Source organism: Streptomyces sp. NBC_00490 (assembly GCF_036013645.1).
GTDB classification, from domain to species: Bacteria; Actinomycetota; Actinomycetes; order Streptomycetales; family Streptomycetaceae; genus Streptomyces; species Streptomyces canus_F.
Window position 1 is genome coordinate 4,955,548 of record NZ_CP107869.1, and the last position, 15,563, is coordinate 4,971,110.

General features: G+C 70.5%; 16 protein-coding genes. 5 read left to right on the forward strand and 11 right to left on the reverse strand.

Translation table 11 applies throughout. From position 1 onward, the window contains the following. Nucleotides 1-93 precede the first annotated feature (93 nt). The 6 genes from OG381_RS22310 to OG381_RS22335 all read right to left on the reverse strand — a co-directional run bounded on the left by OG381_RS22310 (nucleotide 94) and on the right by OG381_RS22335 (nucleotide 6,524). The gene (locus OG381_RS22310) at nucleotides 94-1,719 is read right to left on the reverse strand and encodes a DoxX family protein (protein ID WP_327717848.1); all 1,626 of its coding nucleotides are present in this window, start codon (nucleotides 1,717-1,719) and stop codon (nucleotides 94-96) included. 248 nt (nucleotides 1,720-1,967) lie between these two features. Then, nucleotides 1,968-2,909: a 23S rRNA (guanosine(2251)-2'-O)-methyltransferase RlmB gene (gene rlmB, locus OG381_RS22315; protein ID WP_327717850.1), complete on the reverse strand. Its 942-nt coding sequence runs from the start codon at nucleotides 2,907-2,909 to the stop codon at nucleotides 1,968-1,970. Nucleotides 2,910-2,998: 89 nt separating this feature from the next. Beyond that, nucleotides 2,999-4,396, reverse strand: a complete 1,398-nt coding sequence (cysS, locus tag OG381_RS22320; protein ID WP_327717851.1) for a cysteine--tRNA ligase — start codon at nucleotides 4,394-4,396, stop codon at nucleotides 2,999-3,001. A 75-nt stretch (nucleotides 4,397-4,471) separates the two neighbouring features. Then, nucleotides 4,472-4,975 (reverse strand): 2-C-methyl-D-erythritol 2,4-cyclodiphosphate synthase, encoded by a 504-nt coding sequence (ispF, locus tag OG381_RS22325; RefSeq protein WP_327717852.1) that lies wholly within the window; start codon nucleotides 4,973-4,975, stop codon nucleotides 4,472-4,474. Then, the gene (gene ispD, locus OG381_RS22330; RefSeq protein ID WP_327717853.1) at nucleotides 4,965-5,717 is read right to left on the reverse strand and encodes a 2-C-methyl-D-erythritol 4-phosphate cytidylyltransferase; all 753 of its coding nucleotides are present in this window, start codon (nucleotides 5,715-5,717) and stop codon (nucleotides 4,965-4,967) included. The genes ispF and ispD overlap by 11 nt, the downstream gene beginning before the upstream one ends. A 324-nt stretch (nucleotides 5,718-6,041) precedes the next feature. Then, the gene (locus tag OG381_RS22335; protein ID WP_003953493.1) at nucleotides 6,042-6,524 is read right to left on the reverse strand and encodes a CarD family transcriptional regulator; all 483 of its coding nucleotides are present in this window, start codon (nucleotides 6,522-6,524) and stop codon (nucleotides 6,042-6,044) included. A 614-nt stretch (nucleotides 6,525-7,138) separates the two neighbouring features. Between OG381_RS22335 and OG381_RS22340 the strand changes: the two genes are divergently transcribed. Then, the gene (locus OG381_RS22340; RefSeq protein WP_327717854.1) at nucleotides 7,139-7,801 is read left to right on the forward strand and encodes a DUF461 domain-containing protein; all 663 of its coding nucleotides are present in this window, start codon (nucleotides 7,139-7,141) and stop codon (nucleotides 7,799-7,801) included. Between the two features lie 247 nt (nucleotides 7,802-8,048). Here the strand turns inward: OG381_RS22340 and OG381_RS22350 are convergent, their stop codons facing one another. Continuing rightward, entirely contained in the window at nucleotides 8,049-8,729 is a 681-nt protein-coding gene (locus tag OG381_RS22350; protein ID WP_266890667.1) for a response regulator transcription factor, read from the reverse strand. Beyond that, on the reverse strand, nucleotides 8,726-9,973 hold the full coding sequence (locus tag OG381_RS22355) for a sensor histidine kinase (RefSeq protein WP_327717855.1): 1,248 nt from the start codon (nucleotides 9,971-9,973) through the stop codon (nucleotides 8,726-8,728). Before OG381_RS22355 ends, OG381_RS22350 begins: the two co-directional genes overlap by 4 nt. Before the next feature lie 235 nt (nucleotides 9,974-10,208). Between OG381_RS22355 and phoU the strand changes: the two genes are divergently transcribed. Together phoU and OG381_RS22365 are read left to right on the forward strand one after the other, a co-directional pair. Continuing rightward, complete coding sequence (phoU, locus tag OG381_RS22360) at nucleotides 10,209-10,898, forward strand: phosphate signaling complex protein PhoU (protein WP_307029047.1); 690 nt, start codon at nucleotides 10,209-10,211, stop codon at nucleotides 10,896-10,898. 142 nt (nucleotides 10,899-11,040) lie between these two features. Continuing rightward, nucleotides 11,041-11,199 carry a hypothetical protein gene (locus tag OG381_RS22365; protein ID WP_307029045.1) on the forward strand — a complete coding sequence of 53 codons (159 nt, stop codon included), beginning with the start codon at nucleotides 11,041-11,043 and terminating at the stop codon, nucleotides 11,197-11,199. Nucleotides 11,200-11,268: 69 nt separating this feature from the next. On the opposite strand, the gene OG381_RS22370 is transcribed toward OG381_RS22365, so the two are convergent. The 3 genes from OG381_RS22370 to OG381_RS22380 form a co-directional block, all read right to left on the reverse strand. Then, complete coding sequence (locus OG381_RS22370; RefSeq protein ID WP_327717856.1) at nucleotides 11,269-11,820, reverse strand: hypothetical protein; 552 nt, start codon at nucleotides 11,818-11,820, stop codon at nucleotides 11,269-11,271. 72 nt (nucleotides 11,821-11,892) lie between these two features. After that, on the reverse strand, nucleotides 11,893-12,318 hold the full coding sequence (locus OG381_RS22375) for a hypothetical protein (RefSeq protein ID WP_327717858.1): 426 nt from the start codon (nucleotides 12,316-12,318) through the stop codon (nucleotides 11,893-11,895). Between the two features lie 114 nt (nucleotides 12,319-12,432). Further along, nucleotides 12,433-13,194, reverse strand: a complete 762-nt coding sequence (locus tag OG381_RS22380) for a phosphoglyceromutase (protein ID WP_327717859.1) — start codon at nucleotides 13,192-13,194, stop codon at nucleotides 12,433-12,435. Nucleotides 13,195-13,349: 155 nt separating this feature from the next. On the opposite strand from OG381_RS22380, the gene OG381_RS22385 reads away from it, so the two are divergent. Both OG381_RS22385 and OG381_RS22390 read left to right on the forward strand, forming a co-directional pair. Then, nucleotides 13,350-14,786 carry an MDR family MFS transporter gene (locus tag OG381_RS22385; RefSeq protein ID WP_327717860.1) on the forward strand — a complete coding sequence of 479 codons (1,437 nt, stop codon included), beginning with the start codon at nucleotides 13,350-13,352 and terminating at the stop codon, nucleotides 14,784-14,786. A gap of 159 nt (nucleotides 14,787-14,945) precedes the next feature. Further along, the gene (locus OG381_RS22390) at nucleotides 14,946-15,467 is read left to right on the forward strand and encodes a toll/interleukin-1 receptor domain-containing protein (protein ID WP_327717861.1); all 522 of its coding nucleotides are present in this window, start codon (nucleotides 14,946-14,948) and stop codon (nucleotides 15,465-15,467) included. Nucleotides 15,468-15,563: the final 96 nt, after the last annotated feature.

The following is a 15,563-nucleotide window of genomic DNA, read 5'->3' on the forward strand; positions in this document are numbered from 1 at the left end:
GTCGCAGAAGGGCCCGGCACTCACGTGCCGGGCCCTTCGCGTCTTCGGGTCAGCCGGTGGGCTGCTGTCCCAGAATGCCTCCCACCGGCCCAGCTACCCCAACAGGCCGCCTACCAGGCCCGGTTCGCCGGAGGAGCCTCCGGTGTCCGAGCCGCCTGTCGTACCGCCGGTGCTGCCGCCCGTGGAGCCGGTGCCGCCGGTCGGTCCCGAGCTGCTGCTGGGGGCGCCTCCGGTCGGGGAGGACTGCTGGGGCGGGGCCTGGCCGGTGCCCTGGGTCTGGCTGGGGGCGCCGGTGGTGGTGCTGGTGTCCTTGGTGGCGCCCGGGGTGGTGGCGGCGCCGGAGGGAGTGGCCGTGCCCGCCGTGGCGCCCTGGGTGGGCGAGGCGGAGGCGGACGGGGCCTTCTTGCGCTTGCCGGGTTCCTGCGGGAGCGGGGAGCCGGGGAGTTCGTTGCGCGGGGCGTCGCCGGGGCCGGGGACGATGATGCGGTCGGCGTCGCGGACGGCGCCGCCGAGCATCGAGCCGATCAGCAGGGTGAGCCCGATGACGACGGATGTGACGAGGGCGCCTCGGCGCAGGACGTAGCGGCGCAGTTCCCAGATGTCGGACCGGGGTCCGAGGCGTCGCCAGGCGCTGCCCGCGAGGCGTCCGTCGATGGAGTAGACGGGGGCGCCGGCGATGATCAGCGGGGACCAGGCGGCGAGGTAGATGATGTCGGGCGCGTCGTAGGCGGGGACGCTCTTCCAGCTGACGGTGAGCAGGAGCGCGGCGGAGAGCAGGGCGCCCAGGGCGGCGCCGACGCGCTGCCAGCAGCCCAGGATCGTGAGGACGCCCACGATGACCTGGAGGAAGGCGATGACCAGGCCGGAGCCGACGGGGTGCTGGAGGGCGAACTGGCGCAGTGGTTCGGCGACTTCCCCGGGGTGCAGGGTGTTGAGCCACTTGACCATGGAGCCGCGCTTGCCGCCGTCGAAGTAGACGGGGTCGCAGAGCTTGCCCATGCCGGCGTAGATGGAGATGAAGCCGAGGAAGATGCGCAGCGGGAGGAGGACGACGCCCAGGTTCATGCGGCGGCCCGGGTAGTAGGCGTGCCGCGCGGGGTCGACGCCGGGACGCCGGGACGTGCCGGTGTCACCGGATCGCTCCGTGTCCTCGAACTCCTCGTCGCCGTAGCCGAGTTCCTCGTCGTAGGCGCTGCCGACGGTCCGCATGTCGGGCAGGAGACGGGGTTCGTCGCCGTCGTAGGTGCGCTGGGCGCCGACGACGGGGGTCTCGACGGTCTGGGTCAACTCGTCGTCGTAGACGTCGATTCGGGGGATGACCTGGGTGGCTCCGGCGTCGGCGGAGGGCTCGTCGACCTGGCGGACGCCGCCGCCGCGCACGGCCTGGAGCAGGCGGTGGGCGCCGGTGTCGTCGGGGGCGGACCTGCCGCTCCAGACGACGGGGCGGCGGCGGGCCGCACCGGTGGCCGTGGTTCCCACGGCGGGCATCCGGGCGGTGTCCTCGGCGGCGCTCAAGTGCCGGGCGATCCGCGGGGATTGGGCGGCACGTCTCGTCGACGCGCCCAACTGCACGCGGAAGCTGGCGTGATTGACGATGACCTGCGCCGGATCGCTCGGCACCTTCACCATGCTCAGCGCGGGAGCGTCGTCGAATCCGGAATCGAATCCCGACGAGCGGTCCCCCGTGGGTGTGCGGGGTGTTCTGGTGTCCACACTCATCTAACCGAGTGACGTGTGTTTAGGACACTGCTTTGACTGCCCGGATGTGTCCGGACAGCGTCAAGCTTGCCCGCATCGCCCGAACGGAGGTGAGATTCCCCCGTACGGGTGACGGTGCGGACCCCTGTTCAGGCCCGCCGACGAGCCGCCTCGACCCCTCTTGTCCGCCGCCCTCGCACCGCTGCGCGGCTTCGGACGCCTGCGCCGGCCTCCGACCGGCGGGCTCCGCCTGCCTGAGCCGACTCCCGTCAGGCCCGCCGACGAGCCGCCTCGTACAGCACCACACCCGCTGCCACACCGGCGTTCAGCGACTCCGCGCCGCCCGGCATCGGGATCCGCACCCGGAAGTCGCACGTCTCGCCGACCAGCCGGGACAGGCCCTTGCCCTCGCTGCCGACGACGATGACGACCGGGCCGCCGAGGGCCTCCAGGTCGCCGATCTCGTGCTCTCCGTCGGCGGCGAGGCCGACGACGGCGATGCCGGCCTTCTGGTACGCCTCCAGGGCGCGCGTCAGGTTGGTGGCGCGGGCGACGGGCGTACGGGCGGCCGTACCGGCGGACGTCTTCCAGGCTCCGGCGGTCATGCCGGCCGCGCGGCGCTCGGGCACGACGACGCCGTGGCCGCCGAAGGCCGACACGGAGCGGACGACGGCGCCGAGGTTGCGCGGGTCGGTGACACCGTCCAGCGCCACGATCAGCGGGTCCTCGCCGTGGTCGTAGGCGGCGGTGGCGAGGTCCTCGGGGTGGGCGTACTCGTACGGCGGGACCTGGAGGACCAGGCCCTGGTGGTTGAGCCCGTTGGTCATCCGGTCGAGCTCGGGGCGGGGGGCCTCCATGAGGTTGATCCCGCCGCGCTCGGCGGCGAGCTGGAGCGCCTCGCGCACCCGCTCGTCGTTGTCGATGAACTGCTGGACGTACAGCGTCACCGCGGGCACGCCCTCGCGCAGCGCCTCGACGACGGGGTTGCGGCCGACGACCATCTCGGACGTGCCCTTGCCGCCCCGGCCGCGCGGCGTGGGACGGCGCGCGGCCTGCTTGGCCTTGGCGTTGGCGATGCGGTTCGCCTTGTGCTTCTTACGCAGCTCGGCGGGCGGCGTCGGACCCCGGCCTTCGAGGCCCTTGCGTCGCTGGCCGCCACTGCCGACCTGCGCGCCCTTCTTGCCGGACATGCGGCGGTTGTTCGCGGCCATGACCTACCTGTTCTCTACGGAAGTAATACGTACGTCTATGCAGTGTGCCGCCCGGAGGGCCGGGCGGCACAATCGATCAAGAAAGCGGGCTAGCGCGGACCGAGGGTCCAGCGCGGTCCCTGGGGGCCGTCCTCGATGGACAGGCCCGACTGGTTGAGCTGGTCGCGGATGGCGTCCGCGGTGGCCCAGTCCTTGCGGCCGCGGGCCGACTCGCGCTGGTCGAGGACGAGTCGTACGAGGCTGTCGACCACGCCGTGCAGGTCCTCGCCGCGGCTCTCCTCGCCGGCCCAGTGGGCGTCGAGGGGGTCGAGGCCGAGGACGCCGAGCATGGCGCGGACCTCGGCGAGGCGGGCCACGGCGGCTTCCTTGTCGTCGGCGGCCAGCGCGCTGTTGCCCTGGCGGACCGTGGTGTGGACGACGGCGAGCGCCTGCGGGACACCCAGGTCGTCGTCCATGGCCTCGGCGAAGGCGGGCGGGACCTCGGCGGAGGGCTCGACGGTGCCGGCCTTCTCGACGACGCGCTGCACGAAGCCCTCGATGCGGGCGAACGCCGACTCGGCCTCGCGCAGGGCCTCCTCGCTGTACTCGATCATCGAGCGGTAGTGCGGGGTGCCGAGGTAGTAGCGCAGGACGATCGGGCGCCACGTCTTGACCATCTCGGAGACCAGGACGCTGTTGCCGAGCGACTTCGACATCTTCTCGCCGCTCATGGTGACCCAGGCGTTGTGCACCCAGTACGCGGCGAAGTCGTCGCCGTAGGCCTTGGCCTGGGCGATCTCGTTCTCGTGGTGCGGGAAGATCAGGTCGAGGCCGCCGCCGTGGATGTCGAAGGCGGTACCGAGGTACTTGTGCGCCATGGCCGAGCACTCCAGGTGCCAGCCGGGACGGCCACGGCCCCACGGGGTCTCCCAGTCGGGCTCGCCCGGCTTGGTCGCCTTCCACAGCGCGAAGTCACGGGGATCGCGCTTGCCGGTCTCGCCGTCCGCGGCGGGCTGGAGCAGGTTGTCCAGCTCCTGGTTGGACAGCTGGAGGTAGCCCGGGAAGGAGCGCACGTCGAAGTAGACGTTGCCGTCCGACTCGTAGGCGTGACCGCGCTCGATGAGGCCGCGCATCATCTCGATCATCTCGGGGACGTGCCCGGTGGCACGCGGCTCGTACGTCGGCGGGAGGCAGCCGAGGGCCTGGTAGCCGTCGTTGAACGCCCGCTCGTTCTCGTAGCCGATGGACCACCAGGGGCGGCCCTGGTCGTGCGACTTGGCGATGATCTTGTCGTCGATGTCGGTGACGTTGCGGATGAACGTGACGTCGTAGCCGCGGTACTCGAACCAGCGGCGCATGATGTCGAAGTTCAGACCGGACCGGATGTGCCCGATGTGCGGTGCGGCCTGCACGGTGGCACCACAGAGGTAGATCGAGACACAACCCGGCATGAGCGGGGTGAAGTCACGGATCTGCCGGGCGCTGGTGTCGTACAGCCGAATAGTCACGAGACAAGGGTAGTGGGCCCCGGGTAGTGCGGTGCGCGCGTTCTGCTCAAGGGGACGTTTTCGTGACGTTGCCGGTCAGCCGACCCGTACGACCAGCGCCGTGGCGATCGCCATGAGGCCCTCGTCGCGGCCGGGGAACCCGAGTCCGTCCGTGGTCGCGCCCGACACCGACACCGGCGCTCCGGCCGCCTCCGAGAGGATCTTCTGGGCCTCGTCGCGGCGCTTGCCGATCTTCGGCCGCGGTCCTACGACCTGTACGGCGATGTTGCCGATCCGGAAGCCCGCGGAGTTCACGATCCGGGCCGCCTCCGTCAGCAGGGTGACCCCGGACGCACCCGACCACTCGGGGCGCCCCGTGCCGAAATGCTGCCCCAGGTCACCGAGGCCCGCCGCCGAGAACAGCGCGTTGCACGCGGCGTGCGCGATGACGTCGGCGTCGGAGTGGCCGGCCAGGCCCGGGCCCTCGCCCTCCCACTTCAGTCCGGCGCACCACAGCTCGCGGCCCTCTTCGAAGGCGTGGATGTCGGTGCCGATGCCGACCTGCGGCAGCGGCGTCCCCGCGAAGGCGTCAGAAGCCATCGTTGAGCCTCCTGCGTGCCAGGACCGCCTCCGCGAGGACCAGGTCCAGGGGGCGGGTGACCTTGAAGGCCTCCTCGTGGCCGGGGACGACCACGACCGTCTCGCCGAGCTGCTCGATCATGCTGGCGTCGTCGGTGACGTTGCCGGTGACGCTCTCGTGGGCGCGGATCAGGGTCGCGCGGTCGAAGCCCTGGGGTGTCTGGACGGCGCGGAGGCGGGCGCGCTCCGGGGTGGCGACGACGGGCTCGGGGTCGCCCGGGACCGTGGCCGGCTCGACTTCCTTCACGGTGTCGGCGAGGGGCAGTGCGGGCACGACGGCCGTGGCGCCGTCGCGTACGGCCTCGATGACCGCGTCCACCGTGTCCACGGGGACCAGCGGTCGGGCCGCGTCGTGGACGAGGACGATGTCGTAGTCCGGTGGCAGGGCGTCCAGGCCGAGCTTCACGGAGTCCTGGCGTTCCTCGCCGCCGGGGACGACCAGGAAGTCGGTGCGCTCGGGCAGGGCGTGGGCGTCGAGGAGGCTCTTGACCTCGGCGGCGCCCTCGGGCGGGGCCACGACGACGACCAGGGAGACCGCGCGGGACGCGGCCATCGCACGGACCGCGTGGATCAGCATGGGGGTGCCGTTCAGCGCGCGGAGCGCTTTGGGGGCGCCCGGGCCGAGTCGTACGCCCCGGCCGGCGGCGGGAATCACGACCGCCGTACGGACTTCGGCGCGCGAAGGACGCGAATCGTCAGACATCGGTTCCTGTCAGGTTTGTGTGCTCGGCCAAGGTGGGTAGGCCAGTCAGCGTGCCGGGCGCGACGCCTTGACCGGACCCTTCCGTGACGCCGGTCGAGCCTGCTGCCCGGGCCCGGCACGCCAAGTATCGGGGCTCGTCCCCGAAGATGTGAGCACCGGAACAGCGTCGGTCCCAGCAGGACAGATCGGCGTCCGGGCGTGAACATGCCGCAGCGCCCGGCGACAATGGATACGTCATCGGGCACCGCGGCATTTCTTTGCAGCGTTTCCCTCTTCAGAGAACGCGGCAATGTGCTGAGCCGGGTCTGGCGGCAGCGTGCGTCGTCAGGACGCGAGGACCTCGTCGAGCAGGGCCTCGGCCTTGTCTTCGTTCGTGTTCTCCGCGAGGGCGAGCTCGCTCACCAGGATCTGGCGGGCCTTGGCGAGCATGCGCTTCTCACCTGCGGAAAGTCCGCGCTCACGCTCACGACGCCACAGGTCACGCACGACTTCCGCGACCTTGATGACATCGCCGGAGGCGAGCTTCTCCAGATTTGCCTTGTAGCGACGCGACCAGTTCGTGGGCTCCTCGGCGTACGGCGCGCGCAGCACCTCGAAGACCCGGTCCAGTCCGTCCTGACCGACCACATCACGCACGCCGACGAACTCCGCATTGTCCGCTGGCACACGTACCGTCAGATCACCCTGGGCGACCTTCAGCACCAAGTAGGTCTTGTCCACGCCTTTGATCTGGCGAGTTTCGATAGCCTCGATCAGCGCGGCCCCGTGATGGGGATAGACCACGGTGTCGCCAACCTTGAACGTCATGTGACAGGTACCCCTTCCGTGGCTATCCAGGGTAACACGGAAACTGCGGGTTCTGAATGGCGTTTTCGCAGGTCAGGGCATATCTCGGGGCTTGACAACAACAACAGGAACGTGCTGCGCGGGCCGAGCGGAAGAAGGTATTCGCAGGTCGGAGCGGCTCTCCGGGGGAGGTGAAACGCGTACGTTACACACATCCGGAGGCCCTTCAGCGTAGACGAACGTCCCCATATGTCTGGTTCCGTGTGTGCGACTTCCGCTACTCCGTTCGGTGGCCCCGAGTCGCTTCCGCGCCGTTTCCGGAATTGATCACTCGCAATCGTGAGCGCCCACCGGATCAGCCCGTGATCAATTTCGTGGGCGATCGCGATTTCCTTCACGGAAGATTTGCGAGGGGCGTGGAGGCCTCTTATGTGAATGGCGGACGAGCGCGGCTCAAAGTGACCCGTGGGTCACCTGTGAGGGGTGGTGACTAGCCCCTGCGGTGCGGAAGACGGCCCGTTGGGGAGGGTCGGGTGCGGTGACGCGGGAACGGCTCGGTAACCTAAGGCCCGCTGACAGACACTTAGGGCGGCTTTATGCGCCCGCTCCGTTCGAGTCAAGGAGTTGCCGCCCCCGTGAGCAGCAGCCTTCGACGCGGTGGCCTCGCGGCCGCCGCCATCGCGTTCTCGATCGCCTCGCTCTCCGCGTGTGCGGCCGGCAACAACGCCCAGACCCTGGAGGTCAAGCCGGACAACGCGGCCACCTCCGTCGGTGACATCAAGATCCAGAACGCTGTCGTCATCACCCAGCCCGACCTGGAGTCGACGGGTCCGGCCGTGATCTCCGCGACCCTGTTCAACAGCGGCCCCACCGCCGAGACGCTGGACTCGGTCACCGTGGACGACGCCGGCAAGACCGCCGAGCTCGCCGCCGCCAAGGGGAAGGGCAAGCTGACCATCCCGGCCGGCGGGTCCCTCGTCATCGGCGGTGAGGGCAACGCCTCCGCGATCCTGCCCAGCAGCCGTGAAGCGATCCAGGACGGCAACGCGCAGAAGATCACCTTCAGCTTCAGCAAGACCGGTGACGTGAGCCTGCGGGCCTTCGTGGTGCCGGCCAAGAGCTTCTTCGAGAAGTGGGGCCCCACCGAGATGCCCGAGGCGCCGGGCACGGGCGAGAGCACCTCGCCCTCCCCGACCGGCTCGGCCACCGGCACGGCCTCGCCCTCGGCGACGGAGACCGCGACCGACGCGGCATCGGCCTCCGCCTCGCCGACCGAGAGCGCTGCCGCCGGGCACTGAGCGGTCGTACGACGACCGTCTGGTCGTAAACGAAAGGGCGGGACCTCCGAGGAGGCCCCGCCCTTTCGACGTCGTACGGCTTACGGTTTACGGCTCGAACTTGTAGCCCAGGCCCCTGACCGTCACCAGATACCTGGGCGCGCCCGGGTCCGGTTCGAGCACCATCCTCGACGCACCCCTCGCACCGCTACGCGGGCTTCGGAGTGCTGCGCCGGACTCCGTCCGTCGGCTCACCAGCCGGGTCGCTCTACGGCTCGAACTTGTAGCCCAGGCCCCTGACCGTCACCAGATACCTGGGCGCTCCCGGGTCCGGTTCGATCTTGGCGCGGAGGCGCTTGACGTGGACGTCGAGGGTCTTGGTGTCGCCGACGTAGTCGGCGCCCCAGACGCGGTCGATGAGCTGCATGCGGGTCAGGACGCGGCCCGCGTTGCGCAGGAGCATCTCCAGCAGGTCGAACTCCTTGAGGGGCAGGTCGACCTTGGAGCCGGAGACCGTGACCACGTGACGGTCCACGTCCATACGGACCGGACCGGCCTCCAGCGCGGCGGGGCTGACCTCCTCGGGCTCGCCGCGGCGGCGCAGGACGGCCCGGATACGGGCGACGAGTTCGCGGGACGAGAAGGGCTTGGTGACGTAGTCATCGGCTCCTATTTCCAGGCCGACGACCTTGTCGATCTCACTGTCCTTGGCGGTGACCATGATGACGGGCACGTTGGAGCGGCCGCGCAGCTGACGGCAGACCTCGGTGCCCGGCAGGCCGGGCAGCATCAGGTCGAGCAGGACGAGGTCGGCGCCGTTGCGCTCGAACTCGTCGAGGCCGTCGGGGCCCGTGGTCGCGACCGCGACCTCGAAGCCCTCCTTGCGGAGCATGTACGACAGGGCGTCGGAGAAGGACTCCTCGTCCTCGACGACAAGCACTCGGGTCACGGAAGGACCTCCGGGGCGGGAAGCGGTTCGTACGGGGATGGGTCGGGTCCGTCCTCGTCATCGAGGTCGGCCGGGTGATGTGCGCGGTCGCGGGCAGCCCCCGCCTCCGGCAGCCGCAGGGTGAACGTGGAGCCTTGTCCCTCCGAGCTCCACACCGTGACCTCCCCGGCATGGGAGGCGGCCACGTGTTTGACGATCGCCAGGCCCAGGCCCGTGCCGCCGGTGGCACGGGAGCGGGCCGGGTCGACGCGGTAGAAGCGCTCGAAGATGCGCTCCTTGTCCTTGTCGGAGATGCCTATGCCCTGGTCGGTCACGGCGATCTCGATGAGGTCTCCGCCGGGCGCGGTGACCCGGCGGGCGGCTATGCCGACGCGGGTGCGGGCCGGGGAGTAGTTCACGGCGTTCTCGACGAGGTTGCCGAGGGCGGCGGCCAGCTGGCCGCGGTTGCCCCAGATCCTGAGGTCGGCGGTGCCGCCGGCGGCCATGGTGATCTGCTTGGCGCCTGCCTGGTGACGGCAGCGGTCGATGGCCTCGGCGACGAGTTCGCTGATACGGACGGGTTCGGCGTCCTCCAGGGGGTCGTCGTTCTGGACCCGGGAGAGGTCGATGAGCTCCTGGACCAGGTTGGTCAGCCGGGTCGCCTCGATCTGCATACGGCCGGCGAAGCGTGTCACCGCCTCGGGGTCGTCGGAGGCGTCCATGACAGCCTCGGACAGCAGGGAGAGGGCGCCGACCGGGGTCTTGAGCTCGTGGCTGACGTTCGCGACGAAGTCGCGGCGTACCGCCTCGATGCGGCGGGCCTCGGTGAGGTCCTCGACCAGCAGGAGAACCAGCCGCGAGCCGAGGGGGGCGACACGGGCGGAGACCGCGAGGGCCTCGCCGCGTCCGGTTCCCCTTCTCGGCAGATCCAGTTCCACCTGTCGTATCTCTCCGTCTCTCCTGGTGTCGCGGGCCATCAGCAGCATGGGCTCGACGGCGAGTTTGCCGCCGCGGACCAGGCCGAGGGCGTAGGCGGCCGAGCTGGCCTTGACGACACCGTCGGCCTCGTCGAGGACGACCGCGGAGGAGCGGAGGACGGACAGGACGGTGTCCACGCCCGGCGGGAGCACCGGGTCGGTGTGCAGCGAGGTGCGGGTGGGTCGCTTCTGTTCCCGCTCGCTGAAGCGGAACGCCAGCATGGCGATCACGCCGGTGAGTGCTCCGGCGATCGCTGCCACTGCGGCGACCGCCGCGTTCACGTCCATGCGTCCAGGTTAGGCATGGGATCGCTCCTGGCCACAGCCTTCGAGGTGCGAGCTCGAACACTCGTCGCCCAGAGTTCACCTAGGAGCCAGTGATGGTTCATTTGGGGTGACGGAAATCGACGCGTACAGGGCCGAACGTGGGAGCGTGGGGTTCACAGCGCCGGTCGTCGGATGTTTCCGATGGCTGGTTCTGGCCCCCGGAACCCCCGAGGCAGACGTAAGAGAGGGATCCCTGATGCGGGACGCGTACCACGAGGAACTTGACTCGATCGGCGACGGTCTGGTGGAGATGGCCCGGCTGGTGGGGTCGGCGATCGGTCGCGCCACGACGTCCATCCTCGACTCCGACCTGAAGCTGGCCGAGAGCGTCATCGAGGCCGACCAGCGGGTGGACGACCTCCAGCACGAGCTGGAGGCGCGGGCCATAGCCCTGCTGGCCAGGCAGCAGCCGGTGGCCACGGATCTCCGTATCGTCGTCACCTCCCTGCGGATGTCGGCGGACCTGGAGCGCTCGGGCGACCTCGCCCAGCATGTGGCGAAGCTCGCCCGGCTGCGCTTCCCGGAGCGTGCCATCCCGCACGACCTGCACGCCACGATCCTGGAGATGGGCCAGCTCGCCCAGCGTCTGATGGCGAAGGCGGCGGAGGTCATCATCACCAAGGACGTCGACCTCGCGCTCCAGCTGGAGCAGGACGACGACGAGATGGACCTGCTGCACCGCACCCTCTTCCAGCATCTGCTGGACGACCGCTGGAAGCACGGCATCGAGACGGCGGTGGACGTCACCCTGCTGGGCCGCTACTACGAGCGGTTCGCCGACCACGCGGTGTCGGTGGCCAAGCGGGTGGTGTTCCTGGTGACGGGTGAGCACGCGGACGATCTGCAGGCGGACATCCAGCCGGCGACGGGGGTGGAGGGGGCCTGAGCCCCAGGCCTGTGGGGGGGGTGCGGGGCCTGTTCGGGGCGCGTGCAAGCCTCAGTGCGCCGTTGATGCGACCTCGTGGGCGGGCATGCAATGGGGACAGGGTCTGTGCCGAGAGTCAGACCCTTGCCCCGAGGAGGGACCCATGGCCGAATCCCCCAGCACCCCCACGCCCGACCCCGCGCAGGAACGCCCGACCGAGCAGCCCGCCGAGATCAGGAACCTGATGCTGATCGGCGCGTGCGGCTGCGGCTCGGGCTGCGGGTGCGGGTGCCAGTCGGGCAATCCGTGCCAGTGCGGCTGACGCCGCGATTCTTGTCGTACGACGGTGAGGGCCCCGGTGATCGCGCCGGGGCCCTTCGCGTGCCGGGGGTCAGGCGCCCCGGGTCCGGTCGACCGTGAGCAGGACGTCCGTGGTGGGCCGGAGGGTGCCGATGTGGGCGGGGTCCGTCTGCAGGGCGATGCCGACGGTCTCCGGCTCCCCGCCGAAGTCGGCGCGCTGCTGTTCGACGAGGACGCCGGGCGCGTGGATCTCGGGGACGTCGCCGCACAGGCCGAGGGAGGCGGGAGGTGTGCCGACGTCGCCGGTGAGGAAACGGCCGTCGGCGAGGTGGGTGAACCCGGTCGTCACGATCCTGTGCTCTGCGAGGTAGGCGCGCATCACCTTCGCGGTGCTGCGGAAGGCGACGGCCAGCTCGACGTCTCCGTCCTTGGCGGCGGGGTGGGTGACGTAGTGGACGTCCCGTGCGCCGGACGGCATCGGCAGGCCCACGACGTCGAGCTCCTGTTCCAACGGCACGTCGCTGCCCTCGCAGGCCCGCGCGTCCGCGAACGGATACCCCTTGTCCGCGGCCACGAGCCACCCGCCCACCGCCAGTACCGCCGCGGCGAACCCGCCGCCGACCGCCCACCACACGCGTCGCATGAAGCGCACGCTAGGGGCGGGGCGAGCGCCCGGTCGGGGAGTTGTCCGGAGGTTGACGGACTCCTTGCCCGCTCAGCACCACTCCTTCCACCACGGAACGTCGGGCGAGGAGCAGGGCAGGACGCGGACCCGGCGCAGGATGACGGCGTCGAGCTCGTGGAGCAGGGCGCGGAGTTCACGGGCGGATCTGGTGGGCAGGGCGTGGAGCACCTGTTCGAGGTGGTCGCGGTAGTACCCCGGGTCGCACCCGCACCCGGCGATGCCGCAGACGTCGACGTCACGGGTCAGACGGGCGAGGGGTCCGTGCGCGAGGGCGGCCCAGTACCGGAACGCGCTGTCCGTGTCCCCCGGTGAGAACCGTCGGTGCTCGAGCCTGCGGATGTCGGCGGCACAGCCCGCGGAGATCCGGCCGATACGGGGGCGTGGACGGGGGTGCCGGGAAGGTCGTACCCGCACCGGCGTCGCGGCCTGTACCGCGGAGGGGCGCCTACGCGGCATCGCCCTTTCGGTGGTGAGTCATGCGCGCAGGTCAGCGGGACGCGCGAGCCGGCCGCACAGACAAAACCCCCTGCCTGCGGGAAGACCGCGGGCAGGGGGCCCGATCGGTGCGGGTTACTTCTTCTTGCCCTGGTTCTTGACCGCCTCGATGGCCGCCGCGGCCGCGTCGGGGTCGAGGTAGGTGCCGCCCGGGTTGAGGGGCTTGAAGGCGGCGTCGAGCTCGTAGGACAGCGGGATGCCCGTGGGGATGTTCAGGCCCGCGATGTCGGCGTCGGAGATGCCGTCGAGGTGCTTGACCAGGGCGCGCAGCGAGTTGCCGTGGGCCGCGACCAGGACCGTGCGGCCCGTGAGGAGGTCGGGGACGATGCCGTCGTACCAGTACGGGAGCATGCGCGTCACGACGTCCTTGAGGCACTCCGTCCTCGGGCGCAGCTCCGGCGGGATCGTCGCGTAGCGCGGATCGTCCGACTGGGAGTACTCGGTGCCGTCCTCGAGCGCGGGCGGCGGGGTGTCGTAGGAGCGGCGCCAGAGCATGAACTGCTCCTCGCCGAACTCCGCGAGGGTCTGCGCCTTGTCCTTGCCCTGGAGGGCGCCGTAGTGACGCTCGTTCAGGCGCCACGAACGGTGGACCGGGATCCAGTGGCGGTCCGCGGACTCCAGCGCGAGCTGGGCGGTGCGGATGGCGCGCTTCTGGAGGGACGTGTGGACCACGTCGGGCAGGAGATCGGCGTCCTTCAGGAGCTCGCCACCGCGGACCGCCTCCTTCTCGCCCTTCTCGTTCAGGTTCACGTCCACCCAGCCGGTGAACAGGTTCTTCGCGTTCCACTCGCTCTCGCCATGGCGGAGGAGGATCAGCTTGTACGGTGCGTCGGCCATGCGTATGAGCGTAATCCACCGACTCGATCGCTTGTGCCTCCGCTCGTCAGGCGGACGGTTGACGAGATCTGTTAATTGAGTGGCCTCCCCGAGCACGCCGATTGTAAGTTGCCGTTGCCGCCAGAGACACTTACATCATCCCCGGGGGATCCGCCATGTCAGCAGCCACCTTGAGACGTGCCCTCAGGGAATCCGTCTCCGGTCTCCCTCGCGCGTTCTGGTGGCTGTGGCTCAGCACCCTCGTCAACCGGCTCGGCGCCTTCGTCGCCACCTTCATGGCGCTCTACCTCACGCTCGACCGCGGGTACTCCGCCGCCTACGCCGGTCTCGTCGCCTCCCTGCACGGCCTGGGCGGTGTCGTCTCGTCCCTCGGGGCCGGCGTCATGACCGACCGGCTGGGACGGCGGCCCACGCTGCTCGTCGCCCAGGCCTCCACCGCCGCCTCCGTCGCCCTGCTCGGCTTCATGCACCATCCCGTCGCCATCGCCGCCGTCGCCTTCCTCGTCGGCATGACGAGCAACGCCTCGCGGCCCGCCGTGCAGGCGATGATGGCCGACATCGTGCGGCCCGAGGACCGGGTGCGCGCCTTCTCCCTCAACTACTGGGCGATCAACCTCGGGTTCGCCATCTCCTCCATGGCCGCCGGGTTCATCGCCGAGTTCAGCTACCTCGCCGGCTTCCTCCTCGAGGCCGGCATGACGGCCGCCTGCGCGATCGTCATCTTCCTGAAGCTGCCGGAGTCGCGGCCCGAACGCACCCCCACCGAGAAGGCGGCGGACAACGAGACCGGGCTCGGCACCGTGCTCCGCGACGGGCGCTACATGGGTGTCGTCGGGCTGTCCTTCCTCATCGCCCTCGTCTTCCAGCAGGGCGCCGTCGGACTGCCGGTGGCGATGGGCGAGGCCGGGTTCACCCCCGCCGACTACGGCATGGCGATCGCCGTCAACGGCATCCTCATCGTGGCGTTGCAGATCCCGGTCACCCGGTTCATCCAGCACCGCGATCCGCGCCGGCTGCTCGTCATCTCGTCCCTGCTCGCCGGATACGGCTTCGGGCTCACCGCCTTCGCCGGCTCCATCGGCGTCTTCGCCCTCACGGTCTGCGTCTGGACCCTCGCCGAGATCGTCAACGCCCCCACCCAGACCAGCCTGGTGGTCCGCCTCTCCCCCGTGCACGGCCGCGGCCGCTACCAGGGCATGTACACCCTGTCCTGGGCCGTCGCCTCCCTCGTCGCCCCGCTGATGTCCGGCCTGATCATCGACCACTACGGCGCGGAGTGGCTGTGGGGACTGTGCGCGGTCGTCGGCACGGTGGCCGGCATCGGGTACAGCGTGCTGATGCGCAGCCTGCCCACGGAGGACGCGTACGCCGGCCTGGACGTGGCTCCGACCGAGAGCCTGGACGAGCCCGTGGTGAAGGTCCCGGACGAGGCTCTGGCCAAGGTCGTCCCGGACGCGGCCCTGGGCAAGGTCCCGGACGGGACCCCGGTCAAGATCCCCGCCCTCGACACCACCGAGGCCCCCACCGCCGATGCCCTCCCGGCCCCTACCGAGCCGCCACTCGCCACCAAGCCCGAGATCAGCACCGCCTGAGCCCGGCCCCTCTCCTCGCCGGGTCCTCCTGCTCGCCCGAAAACGGCCCCCCGTATCCCCTGATCACCAACTTTCCACTACCCCAGGCGAGGACCCGTTTCCCGGCGGTATACAGGAAGCCGCGGGGGGCCGCCGGGGCCGCTGGGGTGGGAGACGGGCATGTCCGACAGTTCCGAGCCGATCTTCGTCAGCTACGCCGGTCCGGACAACGGGTGGGCGGAGTGGGTGGCCTGGCACCTCCAGGAGAACGGCTACCGGGTGGAGCTCGACCGCTGGAACTGGCGCACCGGCGACGACTTCGTGACGAAGATGAACAACGCGCTCGACCAGGCGTCCGCCGTCGTCGCCGTCTTCTCCCCGCGCTACTTCGAGGCGGGGCGGTACACCGAGGAGGAGTGGACGTCTGTCATCGCCCGGCGCGGCCGTTTCATCCCGCTCGTGGTCGAGCCCTTGGAGTCCGGCCAGGTCCCGGCGATCCTCGCGCCCCGGCTCCGCAAGGACCTGCACGGACTGAGCGAGCCGGACGCCCTCAAGGCCCTCCTCGACGCCGTCCGGGGACCCGCGCGGCCCACCAGCCCGCCGGCCTTCCCCGGCGCCGCGGCCACACCGTCCGCGCCGCCCGCTCCGCACGGCCCCCAGCCGCCGTTCCCGCCCCGCACCGGCGGCGACCCCGCCGTGTAGGACGTACGCGACCGGCGGCGCAACCCATCGGCAGCACGCTGAACGGCCCGGGGGCCGGCACGACGAGGCACACGGCATGCTGGCCGCCACGCTGGA

What these genes read in the sequence shown, in the direction of transcription:
- OG381_RS22310 (WP_327717848.1), bottom strand. Translation starts at nt 1,719, where the DNA reads ATGAGTGTGGACACCAGAACACCCCGCACACCCACGGGGGACCGCTCG.
- OG381_RS22375 (WP_327717858.1), bottom strand. Translation starts at nt 12,318, where the DNA reads ATGCCGCGTAGGCGCCCCTCCGCGGTACAGGCCGCGACGCCGGTGCGG.
- OG381_RS22385 (WP_327717860.1), top strand. Translation starts at nt 13,350, where the DNA reads ATGTCAGCAGCCACCTTGAGACGTGCCCTCAGGGAATCCGTCTCCGGT.
- ispF (WP_327717852.1), bottom strand. Translation starts at nt 4,975, where the DNA reads ATGGCTTCTGACGCCTTCGCGGGGACGCCGCTGCCGCAGGTCGGCATC.
- phoU (WP_307029047.1), top strand. Translation starts at nt 10,209, where the DNA reads ATGCGGGACGCGTACCACGAGGAACTTGACTCGATCGGCGACGGTCTG.
- OG381_RS22390 (WP_327717861.1), top strand. Translation starts at nt 14,946, where the DNA reads ATGTCCGACAGTTCCGAGCCGATCTTCGTCAGCTACGCCGGTCCGGAC.
- OG381_RS22365 (WP_307029045.1), top strand. Translation starts at nt 11,041, where the DNA reads ATGGCCGAATCCCCCAGCACCCCCACGCCCGACCCCGCGCAGGAACGC.
- OG381_RS22370 (WP_327717856.1), bottom strand. Translation starts at nt 11,820, where the DNA reads ATGCGACGCGTGTGGTGGGCGGTCGGCGGCGGGTTCGCCGCGGCGGTA.
- OG381_RS22355 (WP_327717855.1), bottom strand. Translation starts at nt 9,973, where the DNA reads ATGGACGTGAACGCGGCGGTCGCCGCAGTGGCAGCGATCGCCGGAGCA.
- OG381_RS22335 (WP_003953493.1), bottom strand. Translation starts at nt 6,524, where the DNA reads ATGACGTTCAAGGTTGGCGACACCGTGGTCTATCCCCATCACGGGGCC.
- ispD (WP_327717853.1), bottom strand. Translation starts at nt 5,717, where the DNA reads ATGTCTGACGATTCGCGTCCTTCGCGCGCCGAAGTCCGTACGGCGGTC.
- OG381_RS22380 (WP_327717859.1), bottom strand. Translation starts at nt 13,194, where the DNA reads ATGGCCGACGCACCGTACAAGCTGATCCTCCTCCGCCATGGCGAGAGC.
- rlmB (WP_327717850.1), bottom strand. Translation starts at nt 2,909, where the DNA reads ATGGCCGCGAACAACCGCCGCATGTCCGGCAAGAAGGGCGCGCAGGTC.